This is a genomic window from Paenibacillus barcinonensis (assembly GCF_003217495.1).
In the GTDB taxonomy this organism is placed as follows: domain Bacteria; phylum Bacillota; class Bacilli; order Paenibacillales; family Paenibacillaceae; genus Paenibacillus; species Paenibacillus barcinonensis.
Map to the genome: position 1 here is coordinate 220264 of NZ_QJSW01000001.1, position 22715 is coordinate 242978.

Below are 22715 nucleotides of genomic sequence, written 5' to 3' on the forward strand. Positions count from 1 at the left end.
CATATAACGAACTATTCAGCAACGAAACTATTCTATAATGAAACTATGTAACAAAGCAATACTTTTATATATTTCAATTTTAAAAACAAATAAAACAGGACATCTGACTCAGCACATTCACCAAGTCCGATATCCTGTCTCGTTGCATCAAAGCATGAAGCAACTGCATGCAACTTCTCATGCTTTTGAAGACTTCATATCATTATATGCATGGGCTACTCGTTATACTCATCTTCCTCTTTCTCTAATACACAGCGGAATCGTTCCACTCCCGGGTATAGCTCGCCTAGGCTGTATACGATAAACCCACTGTTTCGGTAAAACTCAACCGCTTCCTGGTCGGTCTCTGCAATCAATGTATCCGGATTATGTGCAGCAAGCAGCTGTGAAATCATACCGCGGCCATAATTTTTGAACCGGTTCTCCGGCAACACAGCAATATGGCGAATTGTAATCTCGCTTGACCCGGTGTGCTCGTACCCGATGAGGCCAACCAGCTGTTCCTCGTCTTCATAACCGGACAGAAACAATGTCTCCTGTGTTTCATACTCCTGTATCGCTTGATTGACCTGATCCGGGTCCGGAAAGACAGAGTAGGACAGCAATTCCTGCACTTCCGGCTCCTTCAGCCGTGGCTTCAAATTTTTCAACAAAACAATTCCTCCAATAAATACGTACTTCACAGTCGAGAATGCTTCAAAGCTTAGTCAGCGCTATCCTCGTCAAGACATTCTCAAACCCGTTATCGTATTGTAGACTGTATTTTTACAAAGTTCAAGATGAATACACTAGTCTTTCCACAAACGGATTTAGGCCTTCACAGCAACGTTCACCAGATCGCGAACGGTGATGGCGACCATGATTTGAAGCTAGGATATATGCTTCTGCAAAAAAGCTTCCAACACTGACCTATATCGGTCTGGATCTATCTGAAATGCCGTCCCGTGGCCAGCGCGAGGAATCGTCAACAGCTCCTTGTCTGTGGCACAAGCGTTATACAACCTATACACCATGGCCGTCGGCACAAATGTATCTGCCTCACCATGTATGAACAGCACCGGAACGCGAACCTGGGCAAGCTGCTTTAATGCCGATGCTTCTTTAAATGAATACCCGGCTTTCCACTTGGTGATCAAACTGGTTATCGGAATAAAAGGAAAGGCAGGCAGCCTGTACAGCTGCTTTAATTGAAACGTTAGCTCTTCTTCGACTGAAGTGTACGCACAATCCGACACAATCGCTCTGACTTGAGCGGGAAGCTCTTCTCCCCCTGTCATCAGTACCGTCGCCCCACCCATGGAAATGCCGTGCAGCACCATATCTGAATGTTGACCTGCATGTTGAAGCACCCATCCGATCCATTGAACATAATCTTTCCTGTCCAGCCAGCCAAAGCCGATAATATCTCCTTCGCTTTCACCATGCCCGCGATCGTCCGGCATTAATACGTTATAACCGAGCTTTTCAGCATAAAATCTGGCGAAACCGGCCATTTCTCTGCCTCTTCCAGAGTATCCATGGGCCAGAATCACCGTTTTGTCAGAAGGCTGCCTCGCAGACAGCCAGATTCCGTATAGCTTTAAACCATCATGAGACCGAATCATAACCTGCTCGCTCTCTTGTGCATCAAGCCAGTGCAGATCTGCAGCACTGCTGATCAATTCCTCCGACGCCTCTGTTTTCAAATGAGGATTGTCCACCAAAAATGCTTTGGGAGTACGGCGAATCGCCGTTTTGAAGAAATAGAGTCCACCAAACCATAATAAAGCCAATAATCCTATAATCAGAGCCGCAAGCCCATAGATGATCATGAATACAATCCTCCCTCAGTTAACGTGCAGGTAAGCGACCCTGTCTAACATATTAAACGTGTGGAAACTCTAATTCGGATTAGCCTGCCGCAGTGCCGCACATGCCGCTTGGTACGCCGGCAGAAGCTTGTCCAGCAATGGCTCTGCGAGATGTGTCTGCTCTTTTTTGGCATATTCCTCAATCTGACTAAACAAGCTTGAAAGATAGCTGATCCCCAGACTCAGGCTACCTGATTTCAAGTCATGTGCCGTCTCGACTGCCGCTGCATGATCCGCAGAAACCACATGCCTGCGCAGGTCTTCAATCTTGCCAGGTGTTTCCGCACGGTACATCTCCAGCAACATGACGAGCAGTGTTTCATTCCCGTCCGTATTTAAAGCCGCAATTTCACGAACAACGTTCATATTTAAGATTTCAACAGGCTTGGATGCCGCGTGCCATTTTCGAATAGCAGCTCCAAGCACATCCAGGGTGCATGGTTTGCCTATAAAATCATTCATTCCCGCTGCATAACATCGGTCCTGCTCACTTTTCATCACATTACCTGTCATCGCAATGATCGGTGTCGGTTCGCGCATCTCATTCTGCTCTACCATCCGAATCTGGCGAGCAGCTTCGATTCCGTCCATCACAGGCATCATGCTATCCATCAGAATCAGGCTGTATGTTGTATGCCGAAATGCATCTAGCGCCTGCTCCCCGTTGGATACACATTCCACATGGGTAAATCCAAGCTTCTTTAACTGTAACTGCACCAGCTGGCGATTAATTGCATTATCATCAGCCAGCAAAATAGGTAGCGAAAACGAAGCCTTCTCTGACGCGTCAGGAAAACCCGGACTAGGAGCACAGCTATCATCATGACTCGGAGCATCTGAATGAACACGGGTACCATCTCCCGCAGCTCGCTGCACAGCTTCATTGCCTTTATCCACCTGCACACCCAGCTCTATTTCAAACCAGAACGTAGAGCCCTGTCCTTCCTTACTCCTGATGCCAATCTGCCCGTTCATCAGGGTGACCAATGATTTGCATATAGACAAGCCAAGCCCCGTGCCCTCATACTTTTTGGCACGCCCCTGCTCTGTCTGTACGTAAGGCTCAAAGAGACGGGCCTGATCTGCTTCTGAAATACCGATCCCGGTATCCTGCACCTCAAAACGTATAAGCTGTGCATGATGAGCCTGCTGCTTCAGAAGCTTCACCCGCACTTCCACCAAGCCATCCGTCGTGAATTTGTTTGCGTTCTGGATCAGATTGATCAGCACCTGAGTTAATCTCGTCGAATCCCCTTGCAGCACAGACGCTACTTTAGCATCATAATCAATCAACAACCGATTTCCCGTCTTCTCAATCTGTGGTTGAAGCAGCTGCGAAATCTGGTCCAATATCTCTTGAAGCTTGACTTCACCGTGCTCAAGACGCATCTGCCCTGCTTGAAGCTTGGATAGATCCAGAAGATCCTGGAGTAATTTGAGCAGCAACTTTGCGGCTTCCTGAATGACATTCACTGAATTTTTCTGTTCGTCGGACAGAGGCGATAAGGCTAACAATTCAGCCATGCCCAATATCCCATTCAGCGGTGTACGAAAATCGTGGCTGACAACCGCCATAAAAGCACTTTTGGACTCATCCGATTCCACGGCCTGCTGCCGTGCCACCTCCAGACTCGCATTGTTTTTGGCAAGTTGCCGCTGGAGCGTGACCAATTCATTATTTATTGCCGAAAATGCAGAGAGCGTGCGCTCCTCCTGCTCTTTGCTACGAATCATCTGGTCTGACAACTGCTCAATCGTTAGACGCAGCTTCTGTATCTCCTCATTGTCATTAGACATCACTTCACCCCTTTCCTGCTTCACTTGCCGCACTCACATTGTCAAGCGATACCGGAGGAATAACTAAACGCTGCGCAACAGCAACAGCCTCCTCTGCTCCCGGTGCATAACCATCCGCGCCGACTTCCCGCCATAACTCCTTATCTATATTAAACGGGTAACCGCCTACCATTATTTTGACATGTGCTGTTTCTGCATGGTTGCGAATACGCTGGATTAAATCTTGGGCCAGATGAAGATGATAAGTCATCGTAACGGAGATTGCCACTACATCACTTTCATGCCGACAAATCGCCTCCACAATACTATCATTTGGAACATTGGCACCAAGATAATACGTATCCCAGCCCTCCATCTCAAATACATCTGTAAGCATACGTAATCCTATCTCGTGCTGCTCACTCCCGACACAGGCAGCAACCAGCCTTTTCCCCTGATTAGGCTGAAGCAGCCATCTGGAATACAATCTTGAAATGAGCGATTGCGTTGCCGCTGTACAAAAATGCTCCTGGCCGATACTAATCTCGCCCTGCTGCCACAAGCGACCGATCTCGTATTGCACTGGCTGAAAAATGTAACGATACAGGTCACGAATGGAGGCGCCAGCATCCAGTTCTGCTTCGATCAGTTCAGAAGCTTCCTTCCGTCGATTGTCCAATAAATGCTGTATATAAACCTGAGCCTCCAGCCCATAAGGCAAGGAGGCATGAATAAAGCTTCTTTGCGATTCCGACTTGCGGGTCGCTTCAATGCCCATTTCAAGGTACTCCAGAAGAAATTCAAGGTAAGGAGGCTCGAACTCCTCTTCTAATGACTCTTTAATCATCAGCAGGTTCACTTCCAGGTCCTCGGCAGATATCCGATAACCAGCAAGCAGAATTTTTAACCAGGCTATATAGTGAGTAAATAAACCCGGGCTCTTCACAAGCACACTTTCTGCCAGATAACTCAGACTGTACCGTGAGTCCTCCTTCGTTCGTAATTTTCCGACTGGACCGAAGCGTTCCATTAAATCAGGCTGCAACCGATATTGCTTTTCGGTTATTTTCTCAGCCAAGGTGCCTGCCTTTTGAAGTAAACGCTCTCCAGCTTCCCGATGACTCATAGAGCATTCCTCCTCTGTCTGCATCCTGCAGCCGTATGAACCCCACTCCCGATATTAAAACCAACACTCCGATGACAGAATAACCTGTTATCCCAAGCTTTCTTTCATTAAGGTTTAGCTCCGCTTCACACAATTGCACTATTCTATTATACACGAACAAGAGTTCATATTCTTTGGAATGCACATAACAATCTTCCTATATTATGCAGCTGCACGCAAGTCATATAGCTAGAACCAGCGCCCGTTTATGGACATAAAAAAAACGGATCTACGTTATGAACGCAGGTCCGTTTTGCCTTCTGCAGCAAGCCCAAGTTTTTTTAGCAGACGTATCGCCTCCACCTTCTCGGAAGCTTCAAGTCCATTCAAAATATCAATAATCACCTGATGATGCTGTGGAAAGATTTGTGTAAACAACTGCTTACCTTCTTCCGTCAACTCAGCGTAAATCACCCGCCGGTCTTCCTTAGAAGGTCTGCGAAACAGCAGATTTTTATTTTGCAGCTTATCGACAACATACGTTATATTTCCACTGGACATCAGCACCTTCTCACCAATCTTCTGCAAAGCCTGTGGACCTTTATGATACAACAGATCAAGCACACCAAACTCTGTTGAATTCAGTCCATGGCTCTGGATGTCCCGATTGGAGCGTGATGTCACCGAATTATACGCCCGAATAAGTACAACGAATAATTGCAATGACAGGTCCCGGTTATCCTCCGTGTTCAGCATTTCTATAATCCTCCATCAGTTGTTTACATTTCTGTCCGCCGTCAGGGCACACATCTGCTCCCATTCAATGATCACGGACGACGAAGCTCATCTATCGTGCCATCCTCTTTCGCGATAATAACAAGGCTCGCCATATCCACAAACAATCCGTTGTCTACAACACCCGGCAGCATATTCAGCTGCACGTTCAATTCTGATGCATGCTCAATTGTGCCCAGATGACAATCCGCAATCAGGTTGCCGTTATCAGTAAGGTAACGTTCTTGCCCGTCCATTCTCCACCGTGGCTGACATCCCATTTTTTCAAGCGCCTGAAAAGTCCATTCGGAAGCAAAAGGTACAACTTCTACAGGCAGCGGGAACTTACCCAGCTTCTGTACAGCCTTACTGGCATCAGCAACAATAATCAGTTTATCGCTGTTTGCTGCCACTATTTTTTCGCGTAAAAGAGCGCCGCCGCCGCCTTTGATCAGATTGAAATCCGGATCAACCTCGTCTGCTCCGTCAATCGTCAGATCCAGACGCCCAATCTGATCAAAAGGAATGATCGGAATGCCCCATTCTCTTGCCAGCTTGTCTGAAGCCTCCGAGGTAGCCACCGCCTGAATGTTCAGCCCTGCCCGAACTCGTTCCCCGATTCGACATATCGCATAATATGCGGTTGAGCCTGTACCCAAACCAACCTTCATTCCATCTTCAACGAATGATGCCGCATGCTCGGCCGCAATTTGTTTCAGATTCATCGTTTTACCCCCGCCTGCTCTCAATTTGTAAAAAACCATATAGTAGTTATTATAGATAAAACCTTATGTAATGTATATCCATGCTTCAGATGTAGTACGTGTTCATTTCTTGATGTTTGATAGTGTAATTTTACTCACTATGTTATAGAATACAGAATGAAACTAAAAAATGGCAATTTACAACAACAAACAGTTCTAAATACCTATTTTTTAAGAGATATGTCCATAAATACGTAGAAAATTAAAAAAGTTTTAATAAAAGTCTTCAATTTATCGACATTTTACACGACATAATAGATAGAGATGTGTTTTAATAATTAGACACCTATGGTTTCAAGAGGTACATAAGTCTCGATACGCAGCTAGGAAACCAAGACCATTGTCGCATATTTTCAGAAGGAGATGACGAGATGAGATAGCTTGCTCAAAAGTATAGCTTACAGCACTTAACTAAAAAGAGATCAGGAGTGGAATTTAGTGAAATCATTCAGCTGGAAAAACATGTCGTTTTTCTCCAAAAACCTATTGCTCTCATTTACCAACATTATCATCATTGGTGTAGCTTTGATTGCAAGCAGTTATTACTTCCAAAAAACGATTCTGGTCGATCAGTTACATGGACAAGTAGCACAGATTACGAAAAAGTGGGCCGAAGATATTAATCCTGCTGATGTACAAGCCGCAATTAGCGAAAAAAGCTATGATGGCAAAACACAGACAAAGCTAAGAGCTTATTTTGATGAAATGCAAAAATATTATCCTAACATTGCACAAGCCTATATTTTTGGTGTTGAGCTTGGCGGCGATAACAAGCGGCTAACCTCCCTTGTCGCGATGCCAACAAACCTGAGAGAGGCTTTTCAGAGTGATAACGTAAATATTGGTGATATGTACGAGCAGCCTGTTGTGGTCGCCAATGCGCTCAAAGAAATGCTGAATACAGACCGTCCAACATTCACTACGTATTATTCGGATGATTTTGGAACCTGGACAACGATTGCTTATCCGATCAAAGACAGCAATGGCAAGATTTTCGCTTACTTCGCTGTTGATGCCGATGCAAGTGCGGTGCCATCCGGTCTGAATTCCTTGCTGTTAAATGGATCAATTATTCTCCTTGCTTTCCTGTTATTCATCCTGATTATTCAATACCTGGTTGTTAAAAGCACCCTTTCTCCGATTCGTCACCTGATCAAAGGTATAGACGAAGTGAGCAAGGGTAACCTGGATGTCAACATCCCGACAGGTAAAGACGATCTAGGACTTGTTAACGAGAAATTCAACGTCATGGTTCGCAAGATTAATGACACTATCGTAAAGGTGCAAATCACTTCTCAGGAAGTCAATGCGTCTGCCAAGGAACTCTATGAAGTGTCTGAACGCAACAGCGACAACGCAGACTCTATTAACCATAATGTGACCCAGATTACATCAAACATTCGTTCACAGGAGCAAGCTACACGGGACAGCGCACGAGCGATGGCCGAGATGGCAACCGTGATTCAGACGATTGCAAGCAGCTCCGCTAGTGTAGCGGATGAGGCTTATGAGATGGAACGCCGCTCACAACAGGGTAACAGTGTAGTACGACAAGTATCAGAACAGATGAATCTGATTACTGAATCAGTAAAAAATACAGCATCTGCCATTGAAGTATTGGAGAACCGTTCCCAGGAGATTGGCGATATCCTCAACATTATTTCGGGTATATCCAGCCAAACCAACCTGCTGGCTCTTAATGCATCCATCGAAGCTGCACGTGTCGGTGAGGAAGGCAGAGGTTTCGCTGTAGTTGCCGGTGAAGTCCGTAAACTTGCCGAGCAATCCGAACAAGCAACCAGCCAGGTTGGTGTGCTGATTCAAGAGATTCAAGCGGGTATTAAGCAAGCCGTTCGGGCGATGGAACAAGGTACCTCGGAAGTGGATACAGGGCTTACGGTAGCAGATCAAACCGGTCAGTTGTTCGACGACATCTTGGAAGCAGCCAAAAAGGTATCACAACAAATTCAGGAAGTATCGAGTGCAACACAGGAAATTTCAGCGGGCACGGAAGAGATGACAGCCACTGCAGATGACTTGTCCTCAAGCGTAAGTAAAACAGCAGAGAGTAGTGAGCAAATTTCAGTATCTGTTGATGAACAGAAAGCTTCCTTGATTACACTGGTAGATTCCTCTACTCGATTGAACGATATGTCTGAGGAATTGAACGAGCTGATCTCCCATTTCCATGTAAGCAAACAATAATAATAAAACCAACACTCGGTTTCAACCAAGGAGGATACCTGAAGTGATTGAAAACCAATCATCATCCCACTTAGCGGAATCTGGCTTGCCTGTTCTTCAGATTCCACTCGATTATGGTCGCCGTGCGCAAACTTTTTCTTATGAGTCTACTCATATTACATTGCAAGCGTCATTGAGTCGTGAACTTCAAAAGAGGTTTGGGGAAAAGATGGTGTATCCTGCATTCCTTTCAGCCTATGCGGCCTTGTTATTCCGATTGTCTGCTGAACAGGAGCTTGCCATTGGAGTATTCGCTCCAGATCAGGCAGCTTCCTATATTTCATTACAGCTTCAGGGCAAGACAACGTTTAATGAACTGATGGAACAAATTACAGAACAGTTGAAAATTCATTATACACTGCAGACTGGAGGCTACCCCGAGACACTGTTTATGTTGAATAGTGTGCAGCTGCCCCAGGAGCCTCAGGTGATGAACTGGAACATTCGTGATAATCAGAATGAGGTTATTCTCGACATGTACTACGACCGTTCTTTGTTAAAGGAATCCACCGTGCTGCGATATGCAGAGTATTTTCAGACGTTGCTTATCGCATTGCTGTGTGACGACAACAAAGCCATTGGCGCGGTAGATATCCTGTCTCCTTCGGATCGTTTGATCTACCGCGAGATGAATGATACTGCGATGCTGGAACCAGCCCATTCAACAATCCATGGCTGGTTTGAAGCAACTGCCGCTGCGTATCCAGATTTCCCGGCGATCACTTCTCCTTCAGCACGTTATACCTACCGGGAACTGAACGAGCGGGCGAATCAGGTTGCTCGGGTGTTAATGTCCAATGGATTACAGCAAGGTGAGTTTGTAAGCATCTTTATGGATCGAAGTCTGGAAACGATCATTTCATTGCTTGGTATATTAAAAGCAGGCGGTGTTTATGTACCGATTGATCCTGAACATCCAGAGGAGCGCAACAGCTACATTGTCGAAGATACTGCCTCATCATTCGTACTGACTACTGAAGCATCGTATGAGCAAGCTGCAGCGTTATTCTCCGGTATTTCGACCGTACGCCAGATTCTCTCTGTCGATGGTCGTCTTGCAGGATTTGCGGCCAGCAATCCGAATCTGGATATCAAGCCGGACGATCTGGCTTATATCATCTATACTTCTGGTTCTACCGGCAAACCTAAGGGTGCGCTAATTGCCCACAGGGGAGTCACCAATCTGGGTAGCGTTGTACAGCGCGACTGCGACATTCAACCCGGAGACGTGCTGACCCAGTTTGCCACATATAGCTTCGATGCATCTGTGTGGGATACGATTGGCGCTCTGTTCTATGGTGCGGAGCTCTATCTGTTATCTGCTGAAGAACGTGTATCCATCGAAGAGTTTGCAACAGCTGTTGAACGTACAGGAACAACAATCATTACAATTTTGCCAACGATTTTCTTCAACCAGCTGGCATCCTATCTGTCTGACGAAGGCTTTCACAAGCTGGCGAAGGTACGTATCATCACCGTAGCCGGAGAAGCACTCTACGGCGAGCAGGTTCGGGCCTTCCAGCGTAAATTTGGCAATCAGATTGATATTGTTAATGTCTACGGGCCTACTGAATGTACAGTAGCCACCACGACTCATCGGATTAGTGAGCAAGTTCCCCTTGATATCGTTAACATACCGATTGGCAAACCGATTCATAATTACAAAGTATATATCGTCAATGAAGAGCAGCAGCTCTGTCCGGTCGGCGTGCCCGGTGAAGTATATATCGCAACACCTGCACTTGCCAAAGGTTATCTGAACCAGCCCGAGCGCACTGAGCAATCATTTGTTGATAATCCGTTTGCTATCGGAGAAAAAATTTACAAATCGGGTGACATTGCCAAGGTCCTTGATACAGGCTTGCTGGAATATGTCGGACGTAGTGATTCTCAGCTTAAAATTCGTGGTCATCGGATTGAGATTGGTGAAATCGAGGATCATCTGGCTCGGCTGGAGCAGATTCAGGATGTGGCCGTTATTCCGAAAAAGGAAGCCGATGGTCAGAACATGCTGGTCGGATATTTCACATCCAAAGATGGAAGCACCATTTCGCCAGCTGACATCAAGGCCGCGCTTGCAGAGAAACTGCCATCGTATTTCGTACCGAAATGGATCTGCCAGCTGGATATGATGCCCATTGCACCGACGGGCAAAATCAACCGTAAAGCCATGGTATCCATGCCGCATACGGAACGTCATTTGGATCAGCCTGACCGGGTGATGCCCGAAACAGCAACGGAAATTCTTCTCTACAATGCATGGAAAGAAATTCTGCAGCATGACGAGTTCGGTATCGAGGACAGCTTTTTCAGCATTGGCGGCGACTCCCTGCGGGTCATCCATGTATTGGTTATTTTGAAGCCACATTTTCCTCATCTGAAAATTGCCGATTTCTTTGCAGAAAAAACGATTCGCGCACTTGCTCGTCGAGTAGAAACGTTATCCCATCAACATATGGATACACGAGCTTCTGTTCACAATGGAGTTCTGACTCAGCTTTCCGAGCATCCGGTTGAGCTCTCCTCCCAGCTGGGGTACCCGGATATTGTTAAACCTGAGCATGTGCTGGTGACTGGTGCAACTGGTTATCTCGGCTCCCACGTATTGCAGCAGCTGATTGTGAAATCTTCGGTACGGATCTACGCCCTTGTTCGCCGTGCAAGTGATGGAACAACAGCCATGCAGCGTCTAACCAAAATCATGCAAAGTTATTTCGGAAAACAACTGGCTGATCAGCTTGCAGATCGTGTGGAGATCATTGAAGGCAATCTGGAGGAAAAAAACCTAGGGCTGTCTGGTCAACAGCAGACCTTCATTCAAGCACGCATTGACCGCATCATTCACTGCGCTGCTGACGTACGACATTTCGGAGAAGCCGCACAGTTTGCCAAAACGAATGTTGAAGGCACCGTTGCCCTGCTTAATCTGATTCGTAACAAAAAAGGAGCCTCCTTCCATCACGTATCCACCATGGGTATACCAGAGGATCTCGCACTTAGCGGACAATGGGAATCCACGTTGCAATACGACCGCTTCCCGGCTGAGCTTCATGTAGACAACCTCTACTCGGACAGCAAGCTTGAAGCTGAGAAGGTGCTTATGGCTGCCGCAGAAGAAGGTGTGCCTGTCAGCATCTATCGTGCGGGCAATCTCACATGTCATTCTCATACCGGTCGTTTCCAGAGCAACATCGACAGCAATGCGGTTTACCGGATGGTCAAAGCAATGCTCATGCTGGGTAAAGCACCTGCCGCAGATTGGATGATGGACTTCACCCCCATTGATTATGCAAGTGAAGCGATTGTACATCTGGCCTTACGTCAGGATACTGCCGGACGTGTATTCCACATCTGTAATCCGGAGCCGATTCGTTATGACGATCTGATCGAGGCGATCAATCATGCCGGTTATGATGTAGAGACGATGCCGTTTGAGGATTATAACCGCTGGCTCTTCGATGCAGCTATCCCTAAAGAGCCAGAAGCCCTTCAGCTTGCAATCGCTCAGCTTGAAGGGGATGGAGCCAAGGATTCGGCATACGCCTATGCATCACCGGTAACAACTGCATATGTTGAACCGGCGGGCATTACATGTGCCAGAACGGATCATCGTTTCATTAACCTTATGCTGAACTATGCTGTTCAGATCGGTTATTTCCCGGAGCCGATTCGTCCTAATTACGGAACGAAGACCTTTGCGGATTAAATCGGGATAGGACAAATCTTTTATACATTAAACATCCATGTACTTCATATTTCAAAAGCCACTTTCTCGCTGCCCACAGCGAAGAAAGTGGCTTTTTCTTGCCAAATGATCATGAAATATACACTTGAGGTAGCCAGCGAATCACAGCAATAATCGCAAGATGAGCCGGATAGAAATAACGCCAGACCCAGCGTGGCCCCCTCAAGCGGAAACCAGCCTGATAATACTGTGCAATTGCAATCCCGGTTGTTGCCAGCACACTGTACATCTGTAACGAGCTGTGGTGCAGCAGCAGGTACAGTCCATTGAGAAGCACATGGGCCATAACCAGCACAGGCCCGTTGAAGTAGCGGAACAACAGGACCAGCAGCAGACCGTACATTCCATAGTCCATATGGGTGTATTCCATGATTATCCCCGCTCCGACGGCGATCAGAATACCGAGCAGCCTGGAAGGCAACTTGTCCAAAGCCAACAGAACAAGCAGCGCTGACCATAGAGTCCAGACTACATTCAACGAGAAATGATTAAACGCTGCCATGAACGGCAATTGAGAAATGACCGCGATCCAGAACAGACGCCATATGTATTTCTGCACATCACGTGTATGTGTGTAGCCAATATATATGGCAAACGCATAGATCGGGAACGCGATACGTCCGATGATTCTCAGCTCGACAATATGTGGAAAAAATACAGCGCCTATATGATCAATCAGCATCGTAATCATGGCAATCCATTGCATCATCCCGGTTGCTCCCCTCCTTTTGCATGGCCCTCATGAATGCTCCTCTTATGCTTCACTTCCAGCATGCACACTACGTTCATAATACATGAAGCTCTGATCCTGTGTATACGCTTCAGATTCATATAATGCTTGAGCATGTAGATTACTTACCGCAGTACTAAGCGTAATACGAACAATATGTTGTTTCTGTGCCGCTCTGGTAACAGCCTGCAGCAGCTTTCTCGCAATTCCCTGTTGTCGGGAATTCGAATCTACAAACAGGTCGTTCAGTACCCAGATCGGAGCCATTGAAACAGAGCTAAAACTGGGATAGATTTGCACAAAACCAGCAGCCTGCATCGGTGATTCACCAGAATGCTCCGCGATGGATAAAGCTTCGGCCGACGCACCCTCACCAGCTCTCCCTGATTCAGCAATAAAAATGATGGATTCGTCCTTACTGATTCGTTCCTTGATAAAATCGCTGGCTCCCTCCAAATCCGAAGGCTGACCATAGAATATGCGATACTTGTCAAAAAGCCTGGATACTTCAGATATATCGTTTATGTTCGCTTGTCTGATTCGAAATTGTGTTTCCTGTACCTCGCTGTCTTTCACTTCTCTTCATCCTTTCCCATGTCATGTCATTTCCTTTCAGTGAATACCTTTCGTTCTGCATATCTTGCTTCATATATTGTAAAAGAAATTTTTGTTGTGCCCCATTCATCAACTGAAGCAAAGTTTGCAGTAAATCTACACTCCTGGCTGCACCCAAGCAAATGCAAAAAGGCAACGAAAGCCTCTCCGGCTCCGTCGCCATAAACATGCATAGCCTATTTCAATTCCAGATTCAGCTGCCCTTGAGCAGGGCCGGGTTCAGGAAAGATAACTCCCTTCTTCAAAATCAGATTTGCATATTGCGCCCGCTCTCCTGTGGCGACAATGGCGTAAGCCTTGGTAGCCCTTTCATAAAAATCAAAGCGTTCCTCGTACTCCAACGCATCGGTCATGCCCTCGTACGCTTCAATGATTCGGCGGTAATCCTCCCAGATTATCGGTATGACCGGATCTCCCTTGACCACCTGCATTACAGTAGCGGGCTTGTCAACATACGTATCCAGCGGAAACAGCTGCAGAATGGCTTGCAGCAGCTGAACGGCGTCTACGCCATCACAGCGTATCAATCGGCGGGCATGGCTGGCTGCCGGAAAGTTGGCATCAGAGATCACAAGTTCATCGCCATGCCCCATCTCGGACATGAATTTAAGTAGCTCGGGCGGAAGTATGGCAGGGATATTTTTCAGCATCATTCAACGCTCCTTACATACCGAATTTGATTGCTTTGAAAGCCGTTTCATTTTTATTTTAACAGGATTGTGCAGGCTTTGCACTGGAGTGTAATCACCTTGCAAGCAGTAAATTTACTTTGACAAAATTACTTGTTTCACATATAGTTGTTATAACAATTATATAAATTTAAACGATGTAATTACGGAAAGAGAGGCTCATTAATACATGGATTATTCTCTGGAGCAATCCGTTGGCTTCATGCTTGGACTTACCCATCGCAAATCCGCTGCACTGCTCGCATCTCAATTCAAGCCATACGACATCACGACGGAGCAATTCTCTGTCCTTTTTAATGTGAATCGTTCAGAAGGTGTGAACCAGAAGGAGATCGCCGCGCTTGTTTTTAAGGATCAGCCAACAACAGCACGAATTATTGATTTGCTTGAGAAGAAAGGCTGGGTAGAGCGCCGGACCAGTGAACAGGACCGCCGGGCATATCTACTGTATATAACCAAGGAAGGCCGAGCTTTAATTGATATTCTTGTACCGATCGAAAGAGCAATGAATAAAAAACTTGCAGAAGGTATACCTGAAGACCAGATGGAAGCATTTAAGCATACTCTTTCCCTCATCAATCGCAATCTGTAACTATCACAACTCAGGGGGGGAATGTCACACCATGAAAGAACAATCTTCACCTGTCCGATTATGGACATCCGATTTTATTTTGCTCATGCTATGTAATTTTCTGCTGTTTCTGCAGCTGCACATGATCGTTTCACCACTGCCCTCGTATGTACAGGATCGTTTCCACGCCAATGCCTTTCAGATCAGTCTATTCACTTGTTTGTTCGCGCTGAGTGCCATTGCCGCACGACTCTACTCCGCCAAAGCGCTGGAGAAGGGCCTGCGTAATGCGATGATCTATATTGGCCTGTCCATAGCCCTGCTCGCCACGCTTGGCTATTATTTTGCTGCCGGCATTGCTGTGCTGCTGCTGCTTCGCATGTTATTTGGCGTTGGATTCGGTATGAGCAGCACCGCTTTCCCAACGATGGCCTCGGACATTGTGCCCGTGAAACGAATGGGGGAAGGCATGGGATACTTTGGCCTGTCAACAAGCCTTGCTATGTCAATGGGTCCGATCATCGGTGTCACAGTGCTGCAAGGGGCGGGTTTTGTGACACTTATGGTGTGTACTGCGGCTGTTATCGCTGTCATATACCCACTCAGTTATATTTTGACCCGTAAAAAAGCGGCTCAAACCCAGCATGCCGTCTCAAACCAGCATTCTCAGCCTGCTGCCGAATCCGCTGCTGCGGTGACCGTTTCAGAAGCTGAGCCTGCTACCTCGGGCGTTGCCGGAAAAGCCCCCTTTAACCGCAAGCTGATTCTGCCAAGTATACTGAACGGCCTATTATCCATTACTTACGGCGGATTGGTCGGATTTATTGTCTTGTATGGCAAGGAAGCTCATCTTGCGAATCCGGCTTTGTTTTTCCTTTTTAACGCAATAGCTGTTCTGCTGGTCAGACCTTTTGCCGGTCGTATCTATGACAACAAGGGACCTAAAGCTTTACTGATTCCGGGAGCTGTATGCATTGCAGTTGGACTTCTTATTCTTTCCACAGCAGCAACAACACCTGTATTGTTTGCAGCTGCATTTATTTACGGAATGGGTTATGGCTCCATGCAATCGTCACTGCAAACCTGGATGATTCAAGTGGTCTCCCCTGCTCAACGCGGGATGGCGAATGGCATGTTTTTAAATACACTTGATCTCGGGATTGCAATCGGTGCACTTCTGCTCGGTTCCATCGCTTCCCTGACCAGCTATACTGAAATGTATCGCTACTCTATATTGTTTATGGCACTCTTTCTACTGATCTATCTAATTCAGGGAAAACGGAGCGGCAGCTTTCAGATCGAAACTCATCCGTTGCTTTCTCACACGCATATCACTGCATCAGATGTTTCAGAACAGCCCCCTTCTGATTCTGAGAAAAGATAACAGGCCGTAGCGCATTGTACAACAAAAACGCGTTTACACCGGGCAAATGCTTCATTTGCTTACGGAGTAGACGCGTCTTTGCTTTACCCTTTTCAGACATATTCATTATTGAGAGAAGCATGTCAAAACGGACTTTTTTTACGGCGCAGAGGGGCCCTGTAGGCTGGCTCTGTTTCATTTTTCTGCTCATGCTGATGCCGCTGCTTCCGATCTCCTTCGGAGGATGACTGTCCTCCCTGATCCGGCTTCACCGCTAACAAGGTAAGTAAAGCGCCAGATGCGCCGGATGCAGCCAGAATGCCAAACAGCAGGAAATGATGGGCACCAATGAGCAAGGACACGACAGGCGGGCCCAGGGATACTCCGATAAAACGCATGCTGCTGAACAAAGCCGTTATCGTGCCTCGCTGTTTTTTATCCACACCTTCGGTAATTAACGTATCAAGACACGGCAGTGCGGCCCCGATCCCGACGCTGCCTAGCGTAAATAACCCCACGACAACATAGATATTGTCGAACATGCCGATGATCCCCAGCGATACCGTAACCAGAGCAAGTCCAGTGAAGCCGAGCCATTTCATTCTGGATTTGTTTTTGCCGATCCATTTGCCTGTGAAAAAAGATGCAAGACATAATGCAGCCAGCGGTATCGCCAGTACAAGGCCTTTCACAACGCCCTTTAACGCAAATTCACTCTCCAGCGTCTCGGAAAGGTAATATAGCACGCCAAAAAGAAGAAACATGCAGATTCCTCCAATGGCAAACAAAGCATATAACCAACGTCCCTTTTGTTTTAGAACGTCACGAATAGACGCAATAAATTCAGAAAATGTCGGGGGTTTTTCATGTCTCTTCGGCGTTTTAACCAGAAAAATAACAAGCAATAGTGAAAATAGACAAAGCACAGGAACAGCCAGAAACGGTGAATACCAGAGCCAGACCGCCAGCGCTGCTCCCAGAATCGGACTAAGCACTTTGCCAAACGTATTAGAGGTTTCAATAATGCCCAGACTTTTGCTTACCTGGTCCTCGTCCTTAAACATATCCCCAACCAGTGGAATGACAATGGGAAAAGCACCTGCCGCACCGATCCCCTGTAAAAACCTTCCTGCAAGAATCGTCCAGTACGCGATATTTCCTTCCATCATCCATGCCGCGGCACCCGCGACACCCCCACCCACCGCTGCAATAACAAGGCTGGGGATAATTACAGCTTTCCTGCCAAACCGATCCGATAAATATCCTGCCAGCGGAATTAGCAGAATGGCCACTACAGCATATACCGTAATCAGCATACTTACCTTGAATGAAGATACCTTCAATTCCCGTTCAATCTGTGGCAAAATCGGTATAAGCATGGAGTTCCCTAACGTCATAATGACAGGGATAGAAGCAAGTGCGACGAGGTCCCACTTTTTATCAGACATACCCTAACCACCTTCGCAGATTCTACACACATCAGCGTTATTGTCGGTTAGACTAAGGTTGATTATTCAGGATATGTCAAAATGGATTTCCTTAGCGAAACCGAATCGTTTCCACTATTCCAGCAATGGTGCTGTCCTCTCCAGATCAACAAACGGACGGTGCCTTACGCACCGTCCGTCCGCCTATTGCAGCATGTTACAGCTCTATAGTAAGCTCGCTTGCACCAGCTGCTGCAGTCACGATAATCCCTTGTGATCCGGCTTGCTGCGTGCCACCCTTTATACTGGATACAGACTCAATGCCACGAAGCACGATGCTCCACGGCTTGCCTGCACCTGCCGCGCGAATGTCCAGCTTCGACCCGCTCCGTGTTACTGCGACTTGTAATTCACGTTCTGCGGTTTGATTAACAACTACAGCCTGTGCTGTCTCTCCATCAGCAAGCTCGAACAAATGCAGGGATACGTTATCGGCAAAATCATAATCCGGTTTGCTGTCCACAGCGCCCACCGCAATCAGACTGTTAGGCTTGATCATAATTGGCAATGTTTTGAAATCATGATGCTCACTGATCCAGCGTCCTCCCTGAACCTTGGCTCCTGTCAAATAATTCGTCCATGTGCCCTCGGGGAGGTAATAACGCACGTCACCTTGCTGGTTAAAAATCGGCGCAACCAGAATGGAATCACCAAACATATATTGCAGGTCAAGCGTTGCACAGGTTGGATCATCTGGGTACTCCAGCACCATCGCACGCATCATGGGCAGACCCTTTACAGAAGATTCCACCGCAGAATTAAACAGATACGGCATAAGACTGAGCTTCAGCTTCGTAAAATCACGTACAACATCAACTGCCTCTTCATCGAACAACCACGGTACACGATACGACTCGTTGCCGTGCAGCCGGCTGTGGGAAGAAAGTAACCCGAACTGTACCCAGCGCTTATACACATCCGGCTCTGCTGTCGCTTCGAATCCGCTAATATCATGGCTCCAGAAGCCAAACCCGGAGAGTCCGAGCGACAAGCCGCCACGCAGTGATTCTGCCATGGACGAATAGTTCGACGAGCAATCGCCGCCCCAGTGTACAGGGAATTGCTGACCACCTACGGTTGCGGAGCGGGCAAACAAAGCCGCTTCATTTTTACCGAGGTTTTCTTCCAGCACATCAAATACCGCTTTGTTGTAGAGGAATGTGTAATAGTTGTGCATTTTCACCGGATCGGAGCCGTCGTAGTACACAACATCTGTCGGGATTCTTTCGCCAAAGTCGGTCTTGAAGCAGTCCACGCCCTGGTCAATCAATCCTTTCAGCTTGTCTTTATACCATGCAGTCGCCTCTGGATTCGTGAAATCCACGAGCCCCATACCAGCCTGCCACTTATCCCACTGCCATACACTGCCATCGGCCGTTTTGACGAGATAGCCTTTTTCCATGCCTTCATCAAACAAAAGGGATTTCTCGGCAATATACGGGTTAATCCAGGCACAGATTTTTAGCCCTTTATCCTTCAACCGCTTCAGCATACCTTCCGGGTCCGGGAACATGTCCTTGTCCCATTCAAAATCACACCACTGATACTCCTTCATCCAGAAGCAGTCAAAGTGAAAAACGGAAAGCGGCAGATCACGCTCAGCCATCCCATCTACAAAGTGATTCACCGTCGCTTCATCATAATCTGTTGTAAACGACGTCGTCAGCCATAGCCCAAATGTCCATGCTGGCGGCAAGACCGGCTTGCCTGTCAGCTTGGTGTAGTTATCGAGCACCTCTTTTGGATTAGCACCGCCAATAATGAAATACTCCAGTGTTTCGCCCTCTACACTGAACTGCACCTTCGATACATTTTCAGATGCAATCTCGTAGGATACCTTTTCAGGATGATTAACAAAGACGCCATATCCTTTGTTCGACAGATAAAACGGAATGTTCTTGTACGCCTGCTCACTGCTTGTACCGCCATCCTCGTTCCAGATCTCCACAACCTGACCATTCTTCACAAACGGAGTGAAGCGTTCACCCAGGCCATAGACATACTCGCCCACGCCCAGCTCCAGCTGCTCCCGGAAAAATGCACCTTCTGTCGCTGACTCAATATAAGCCGGACCTCTCCAGCCGCTGCCTGTCAAACGTTTATCGTTATAATGGAAGCCGATATCCCAGCCCTTTAATTTGTTCACGCTTACACGAAGATTTCCGCTTTTCAGCTCTGCACCATGCTCATCTTGTGTAATTTCTACATCGGTATTCAATGTGTTCAGAGCAAACTCGGGCCCGGGATTAAATTTGCCCTTGTGGTGGTTCAGCTGTACACGAATAACGTCCGGCATAGGCGAGCTGTAGGTTGCTTTGAGCAGTGTTCCGTTCAAGGTGTCCCCTTTGCGCTCAATGCGTTTCGTTGCTGCATATACAGTCAAGGAATCACCCTTTTGTACAATATCTCGAACATCCGCCGGATTTTGAACATGATATCCATCACGGATTTGCCAGTAGCCATCGGTAAATTTCATCTTGGATTACCTCCTTCGGTTATACTATAATGATATTGATATAAATGATGAATTTCTTCTTCTATTTTGATCAAATATATCAGGATTTTGATATTATAGACGTTATATCGTTGATTCTCAGCATACAATGCAAGCGATTACATTTTGATTAGGATATAAGGAGGGGCCTTATATGGAACGTGAACGTTTACGGGAGGATCGCATTCATGGCAATGCCATGTACCCGGTTAGTGTGTATCCCGACATTCAGCAGCTAAATGGTGACAGCATCCTCGATTGTCACTGGCATGACGAGATGGAGTTTACGCTGGTCACGCAAGGCTCTGCTATGTTTCAGATTGACATGAAGCGAATTGAAGTCAAGGCAGGCGAGGCGATATTTGTTCATCAAGGCGAGATTCATGCAGGAAACCTGAGAGGCACTGAGCCCTGTGTATTTTCCTCTATTGTGTTTCATGTCGATCTGCTTGGCAGCCATAATTTTGACGCAGTACAGGAGAAGTTTATCGCACCCCTTATACGAAAAAACGTACGACTCCCCTCTCATATTACGGCAGATGAGGCCTGGGGAGCAGAAGTGCTGGCATATCTGATGCGTATCTTTGCAGATCATGCGGCCGGGGCAGTCACCTGTGAGATGACCACGAAAGCTTACCTCTACCTGATGTTTGCCCGTATGTTTGAGTACCGTAACGAGCTGCCAACCAAGGGCTCCGTTCACGGGGGAAGCTCGGACAAGGTGGAACGCCTGAAATCGGTGCTAGGTTATATACACAAGCGTTATCCTGAACCGCTCAAGCTGAAGGAGCTCGCGGACGAAGCGAACATGAGCGAAGGGCATTTCTGCCGCTTTTTCAAACAGATGGTGCAGAAGAGTCCGGTGGACTACATTAATTATTATCGTGTGCAGCAGGCCTGCTACCAGCTTGAGAATACGGATCATAAAATTGTCGATATTGCGATGGACGTTGGTTTTGAGCATCTGAGCTACTTTATTACTACCTTTAAGAAGCACAAGCATACCACCCCGTCCCATTATCGCAAAATGTTTACGCAAAGCATGACACTTGAGCCTGATTCCTTTACCCAGCTCCTCTAATTGGCGAAAACACCAAAAAGGTGCCGCAGCCACCACTTCTGCAAGCACCTTTTCCCTTTTCAGCTTTTACGTTTTTACCTTTGATGACGTTAAGTTAAAACCGATTTAAAGGATTCATGGAAGCCAGCCTTCAAGCCTCCTATCCCTTGTTCATTGCTGAACAAGTGCACTTCTTATTTCTTCAACGTTTTCCAGGACGTATACTCATGAATGGAGAACCCGTTGAAGGATGGATGCACACTTGCCATGTTCTCTACCAGCTTTAGCTGCTCTTCCATGTATGCTTCCCCCTCTTCGTAGAACGTAATAAAATTCCCTTCCTTGCTCTGCTTGGTTTCTACGGCAATCGAGATCGTTTTACCAACGGAGGCTGCATCAATTAATTCATCTTTCGCAACATTATAGATCGCTGCTGCTGTGTCCCGATAAGCCATGATGGTGATTGAATCAAATTTACGAATCATCCAGCTGCTTACAGCCATCGTGGAACCCGGAATTTTGTAATTGTCCAGCCAGAACGGAAGGTCAGCTCCGACCGGCATTTTCATAGCCGCAGCACGCTCCACAATATAATTCACATTTCCCTGCCACTGTGTGATGACACCAGCCTGATTCGTTTTCCACTGTGGATGTACATGTGGCTCAATGTCCAGATGAATGCCCGCAAACTTCTCCTGGGACAAGGCCTGCGCCTGATAAGCCTCAATCCAGTCCATGAAGGAAACAATCTGATTCCGGCTCTCCGTCAGGCCCCAGGCAGAACGTCCGTCCATGATATCTACAGCGATATTTTGCGCCCGCGCAAGACGAATAAAGCTTTTATATTCAGGGATTTTGATGTCACGGTTAATTTGCAGATAGATGGTATTCACATCGTTCTCCGCAGCAAAATGGAGCAAATCCTGTGTGTTGCTTCTAATCTGAGTGGTATCCCATACCCAGGTAGCTCTCACGGGCCGATCCAGCTTGCCATGGATTGTAGCGTAGCTATCCACACGTTCATCGGAACCTATCGCAGACACCTTGGAGGAACAGGCCGTGCTCAAACACAAGATCAGGCAACTCATCAGCAGCATGAAACGAATTTCTCTTTTGGTTTTCATATTTATACACTCCCTTGAAATTAAGCAGCTCATACGTATAAATCCAGATGAATTGTTGTCGTTTATTATTCACTTTTGCACTTTAATGGAAGCACGATAAATGAAAACTTCTTTTATACGCAATATCACCTCTAAGACTCATGACGAAAGAATCATATAACTTTATTTCGGGATTTCACAGTTCTGAATACATAGTCCAAAAGTCACAAATATCAATATTTTATGTAAAATATACAATCCAACTACGACTTCAGTCATTCTCCTCGTTTCGAGAGAGGCAATTCTCCAGACCTAGTGAGCGCTTTCTTTTTTCAAACAAAAAAA

17 protein-coding genes are annotated in these 22715 nt (G+C 46.7%); 5 read left to right on the forward strand and 12 right to left on the reverse strand.

The features are described 5' to 3' along the window. Window positions 1-215: 215 nt before the first annotated feature. From DFQ00_RS01030 to rpiA, 6 genes are all read right to left on the reverse strand, one after another. Window positions 216-653 (reverse strand): GNAT family N-acetyltransferase, encoded by a 438-nt coding sequence (locus DFQ00_RS01030; RefSeq protein WP_110893285.1) that lies wholly within the window; start codon window positions 651-653, stop codon window positions 216-218. Window positions 654-869: 216 nt separating this feature from the next. Further along, window positions 870-1811, reverse strand: a complete 942-nt coding sequence (locus DFQ00_RS01035; protein WP_110893287.1) for an alpha/beta hydrolase — start codon at window positions 1809-1811, stop codon at window positions 870-872. A gap of 69 nt (window positions 1812-1880) precedes the next feature. Further along, the gene (locus tag DFQ00_RS01040; protein ID WP_110893289.1) at window positions 1881-3647 is read right to left on the reverse strand and encodes an ATP-binding protein; all 1767 of its coding nucleotides are present in this window, start codon (window positions 3645-3647) and stop codon (window positions 1881-1883) included. Between the two features lie 4 nt (window positions 3648-3651). After that, the gene (locus tag DFQ00_RS01045) at window positions 3652-4752 is read right to left on the reverse strand and encodes a cobalamin B12-binding domain-containing protein (protein ID WP_110893291.1); all 1101 of its coding nucleotides are present in this window, start codon (window positions 4750-4752) and stop codon (window positions 3652-3654) included. Between the two features lie 273 nt (window positions 4753-5025). Next, window positions 5026-5487, reverse strand: a complete 462-nt coding sequence (locus DFQ00_RS01050; protein ID WP_110893292.1) for a MarR family winged helix-turn-helix transcriptional regulator — start codon at window positions 5485-5487, stop codon at window positions 5026-5028. A gap of 71 nt (window positions 5488-5558) precedes the next feature. Further along, on the reverse strand, window positions 5559-6230 hold the full coding sequence (gene rpiA / locus DFQ00_RS01055; RefSeq protein WP_110893294.1) for a ribose-5-phosphate isomerase RpiA: 672 nt from the start codon (window positions 6228-6230) through the stop codon (window positions 5559-5561). A gap of 501 nt (window positions 6231-6731) precedes the next feature. Between rpiA and DFQ00_RS01060 the strand changes: the two genes are divergently transcribed. Continuing rightward, window positions 6732-8474, forward strand: a complete 1743-nt coding sequence (locus DFQ00_RS01060) for a methyl-accepting chemotaxis protein (protein WP_110894037.1) — start codon at window positions 6732-6734, stop codon at window positions 8472-8474. A 43-nt stretch (window positions 8475-8517) separates the two neighbouring features. Beyond that, entirely contained in the window at window positions 8518-12219 is a 3702-nt protein-coding gene (locus tag DFQ00_RS01065) for a non-ribosomal peptide synthetase family protein (protein WP_110893296.1), read from the forward strand. A 109-nt stretch (window positions 12220-12328) separates the two neighbouring features. Here DFQ00_RS01065 and DFQ00_RS01070 read toward each other — a convergent pair whose 3' ends face one another. The 3 genes from DFQ00_RS01070 to fucU all read right to left on the reverse strand — a co-directional run bounded on the left by DFQ00_RS01070 (window position 12329) and on the right by fucU (window position 14253). Further along, window positions 12329-12967, reverse strand: coding sequence for a TraX family protein (locus DFQ00_RS01070; protein WP_244213652.1), 639 nt, complete (start codon window positions 12965-12967; stop codon window positions 12329-12331). A 45-nt stretch (window positions 12968-13012) separates the two neighbouring features. After that, entirely contained in the window at window positions 13013-13564 is a 552-nt protein-coding gene (locus DFQ00_RS01075) for a GNAT family N-acetyltransferase (protein ID WP_110893298.1), read from the reverse strand. 215 nt (window positions 13565-13779) lie between these two features. Beyond that, a complete protein-coding gene (fucU, locus tag DFQ00_RS01080; protein ID WP_110893300.1) occupies window positions 13780-14253 on the reverse strand; it encodes an L-fucose mutarotase in 474 nt (157 codons plus the stop codon). Window positions 14254-14461: 208 nt separating this feature from the next. Between fucU and DFQ00_RS01085 the strand changes: the two genes are divergently transcribed. Beyond that, window positions 14462-14884 carry a MarR family winged helix-turn-helix transcriptional regulator gene (locus DFQ00_RS01085; protein ID WP_110893302.1) on the forward strand — a complete coding sequence of 141 codons (423 nt, stop codon included), beginning with the start codon at window positions 14462-14464 and terminating at the stop codon, window positions 14882-14884. Window positions 14885-14915: 31 nt separating this feature from the next. Continuing rightward, window positions 14916-16247 carry an MFS transporter gene (locus DFQ00_RS01090; RefSeq protein ID WP_110893304.1) on the forward strand — a complete coding sequence of 444 codons (1332 nt, stop codon included), beginning with the start codon at window positions 14916-14918 and terminating at the stop codon, window positions 16245-16247. Between the two features lie 122 nt (window positions 16248-16369). On the opposite strand, the gene bcbE is transcribed toward DFQ00_RS01090, so the two are convergent. Beyond that, complete coding sequence (gene bcbE / locus DFQ00_RS01095; protein ID WP_110893306.1) at window positions 16370-17674, reverse strand: bacillibactin exporter BcbE; 1305 nt, start codon at window positions 17672-17674, stop codon at window positions 16370-16372. A gap of 196 nt (window positions 17675-17870) precedes the next feature. Next, complete coding sequence (gene yicI, locus DFQ00_RS01100) at window positions 17871-20189, reverse strand: alpha-xylosidase (protein WP_110893308.1); 2319 nt, start codon at window positions 20187-20189, stop codon at window positions 17871-17873. Between the two features lie 172 nt (window positions 20190-20361). On the opposite strand from yicI, the gene DFQ00_RS01105 reads away from it, so the two are divergent. Beyond that, window positions 20362-21288, forward strand: coding sequence for a helix-turn-helix domain-containing protein (locus DFQ00_RS01105; RefSeq protein WP_110893310.1), 927 nt, complete (start codon window positions 20362-20364; stop codon window positions 21286-21288). Between the two features lie 173 nt (window positions 21289-21461). On the opposite strand, the gene DFQ00_RS01110 is transcribed toward DFQ00_RS01105, so the two are convergent. After that, entirely contained in the window at window positions 21462-22391 is a 930-nt protein-coding gene (locus DFQ00_RS01110) for a hypothetical protein (RefSeq protein WP_110893312.1), read from the reverse strand. Window positions 22392-22715: the final 324 nt, after the last annotated feature.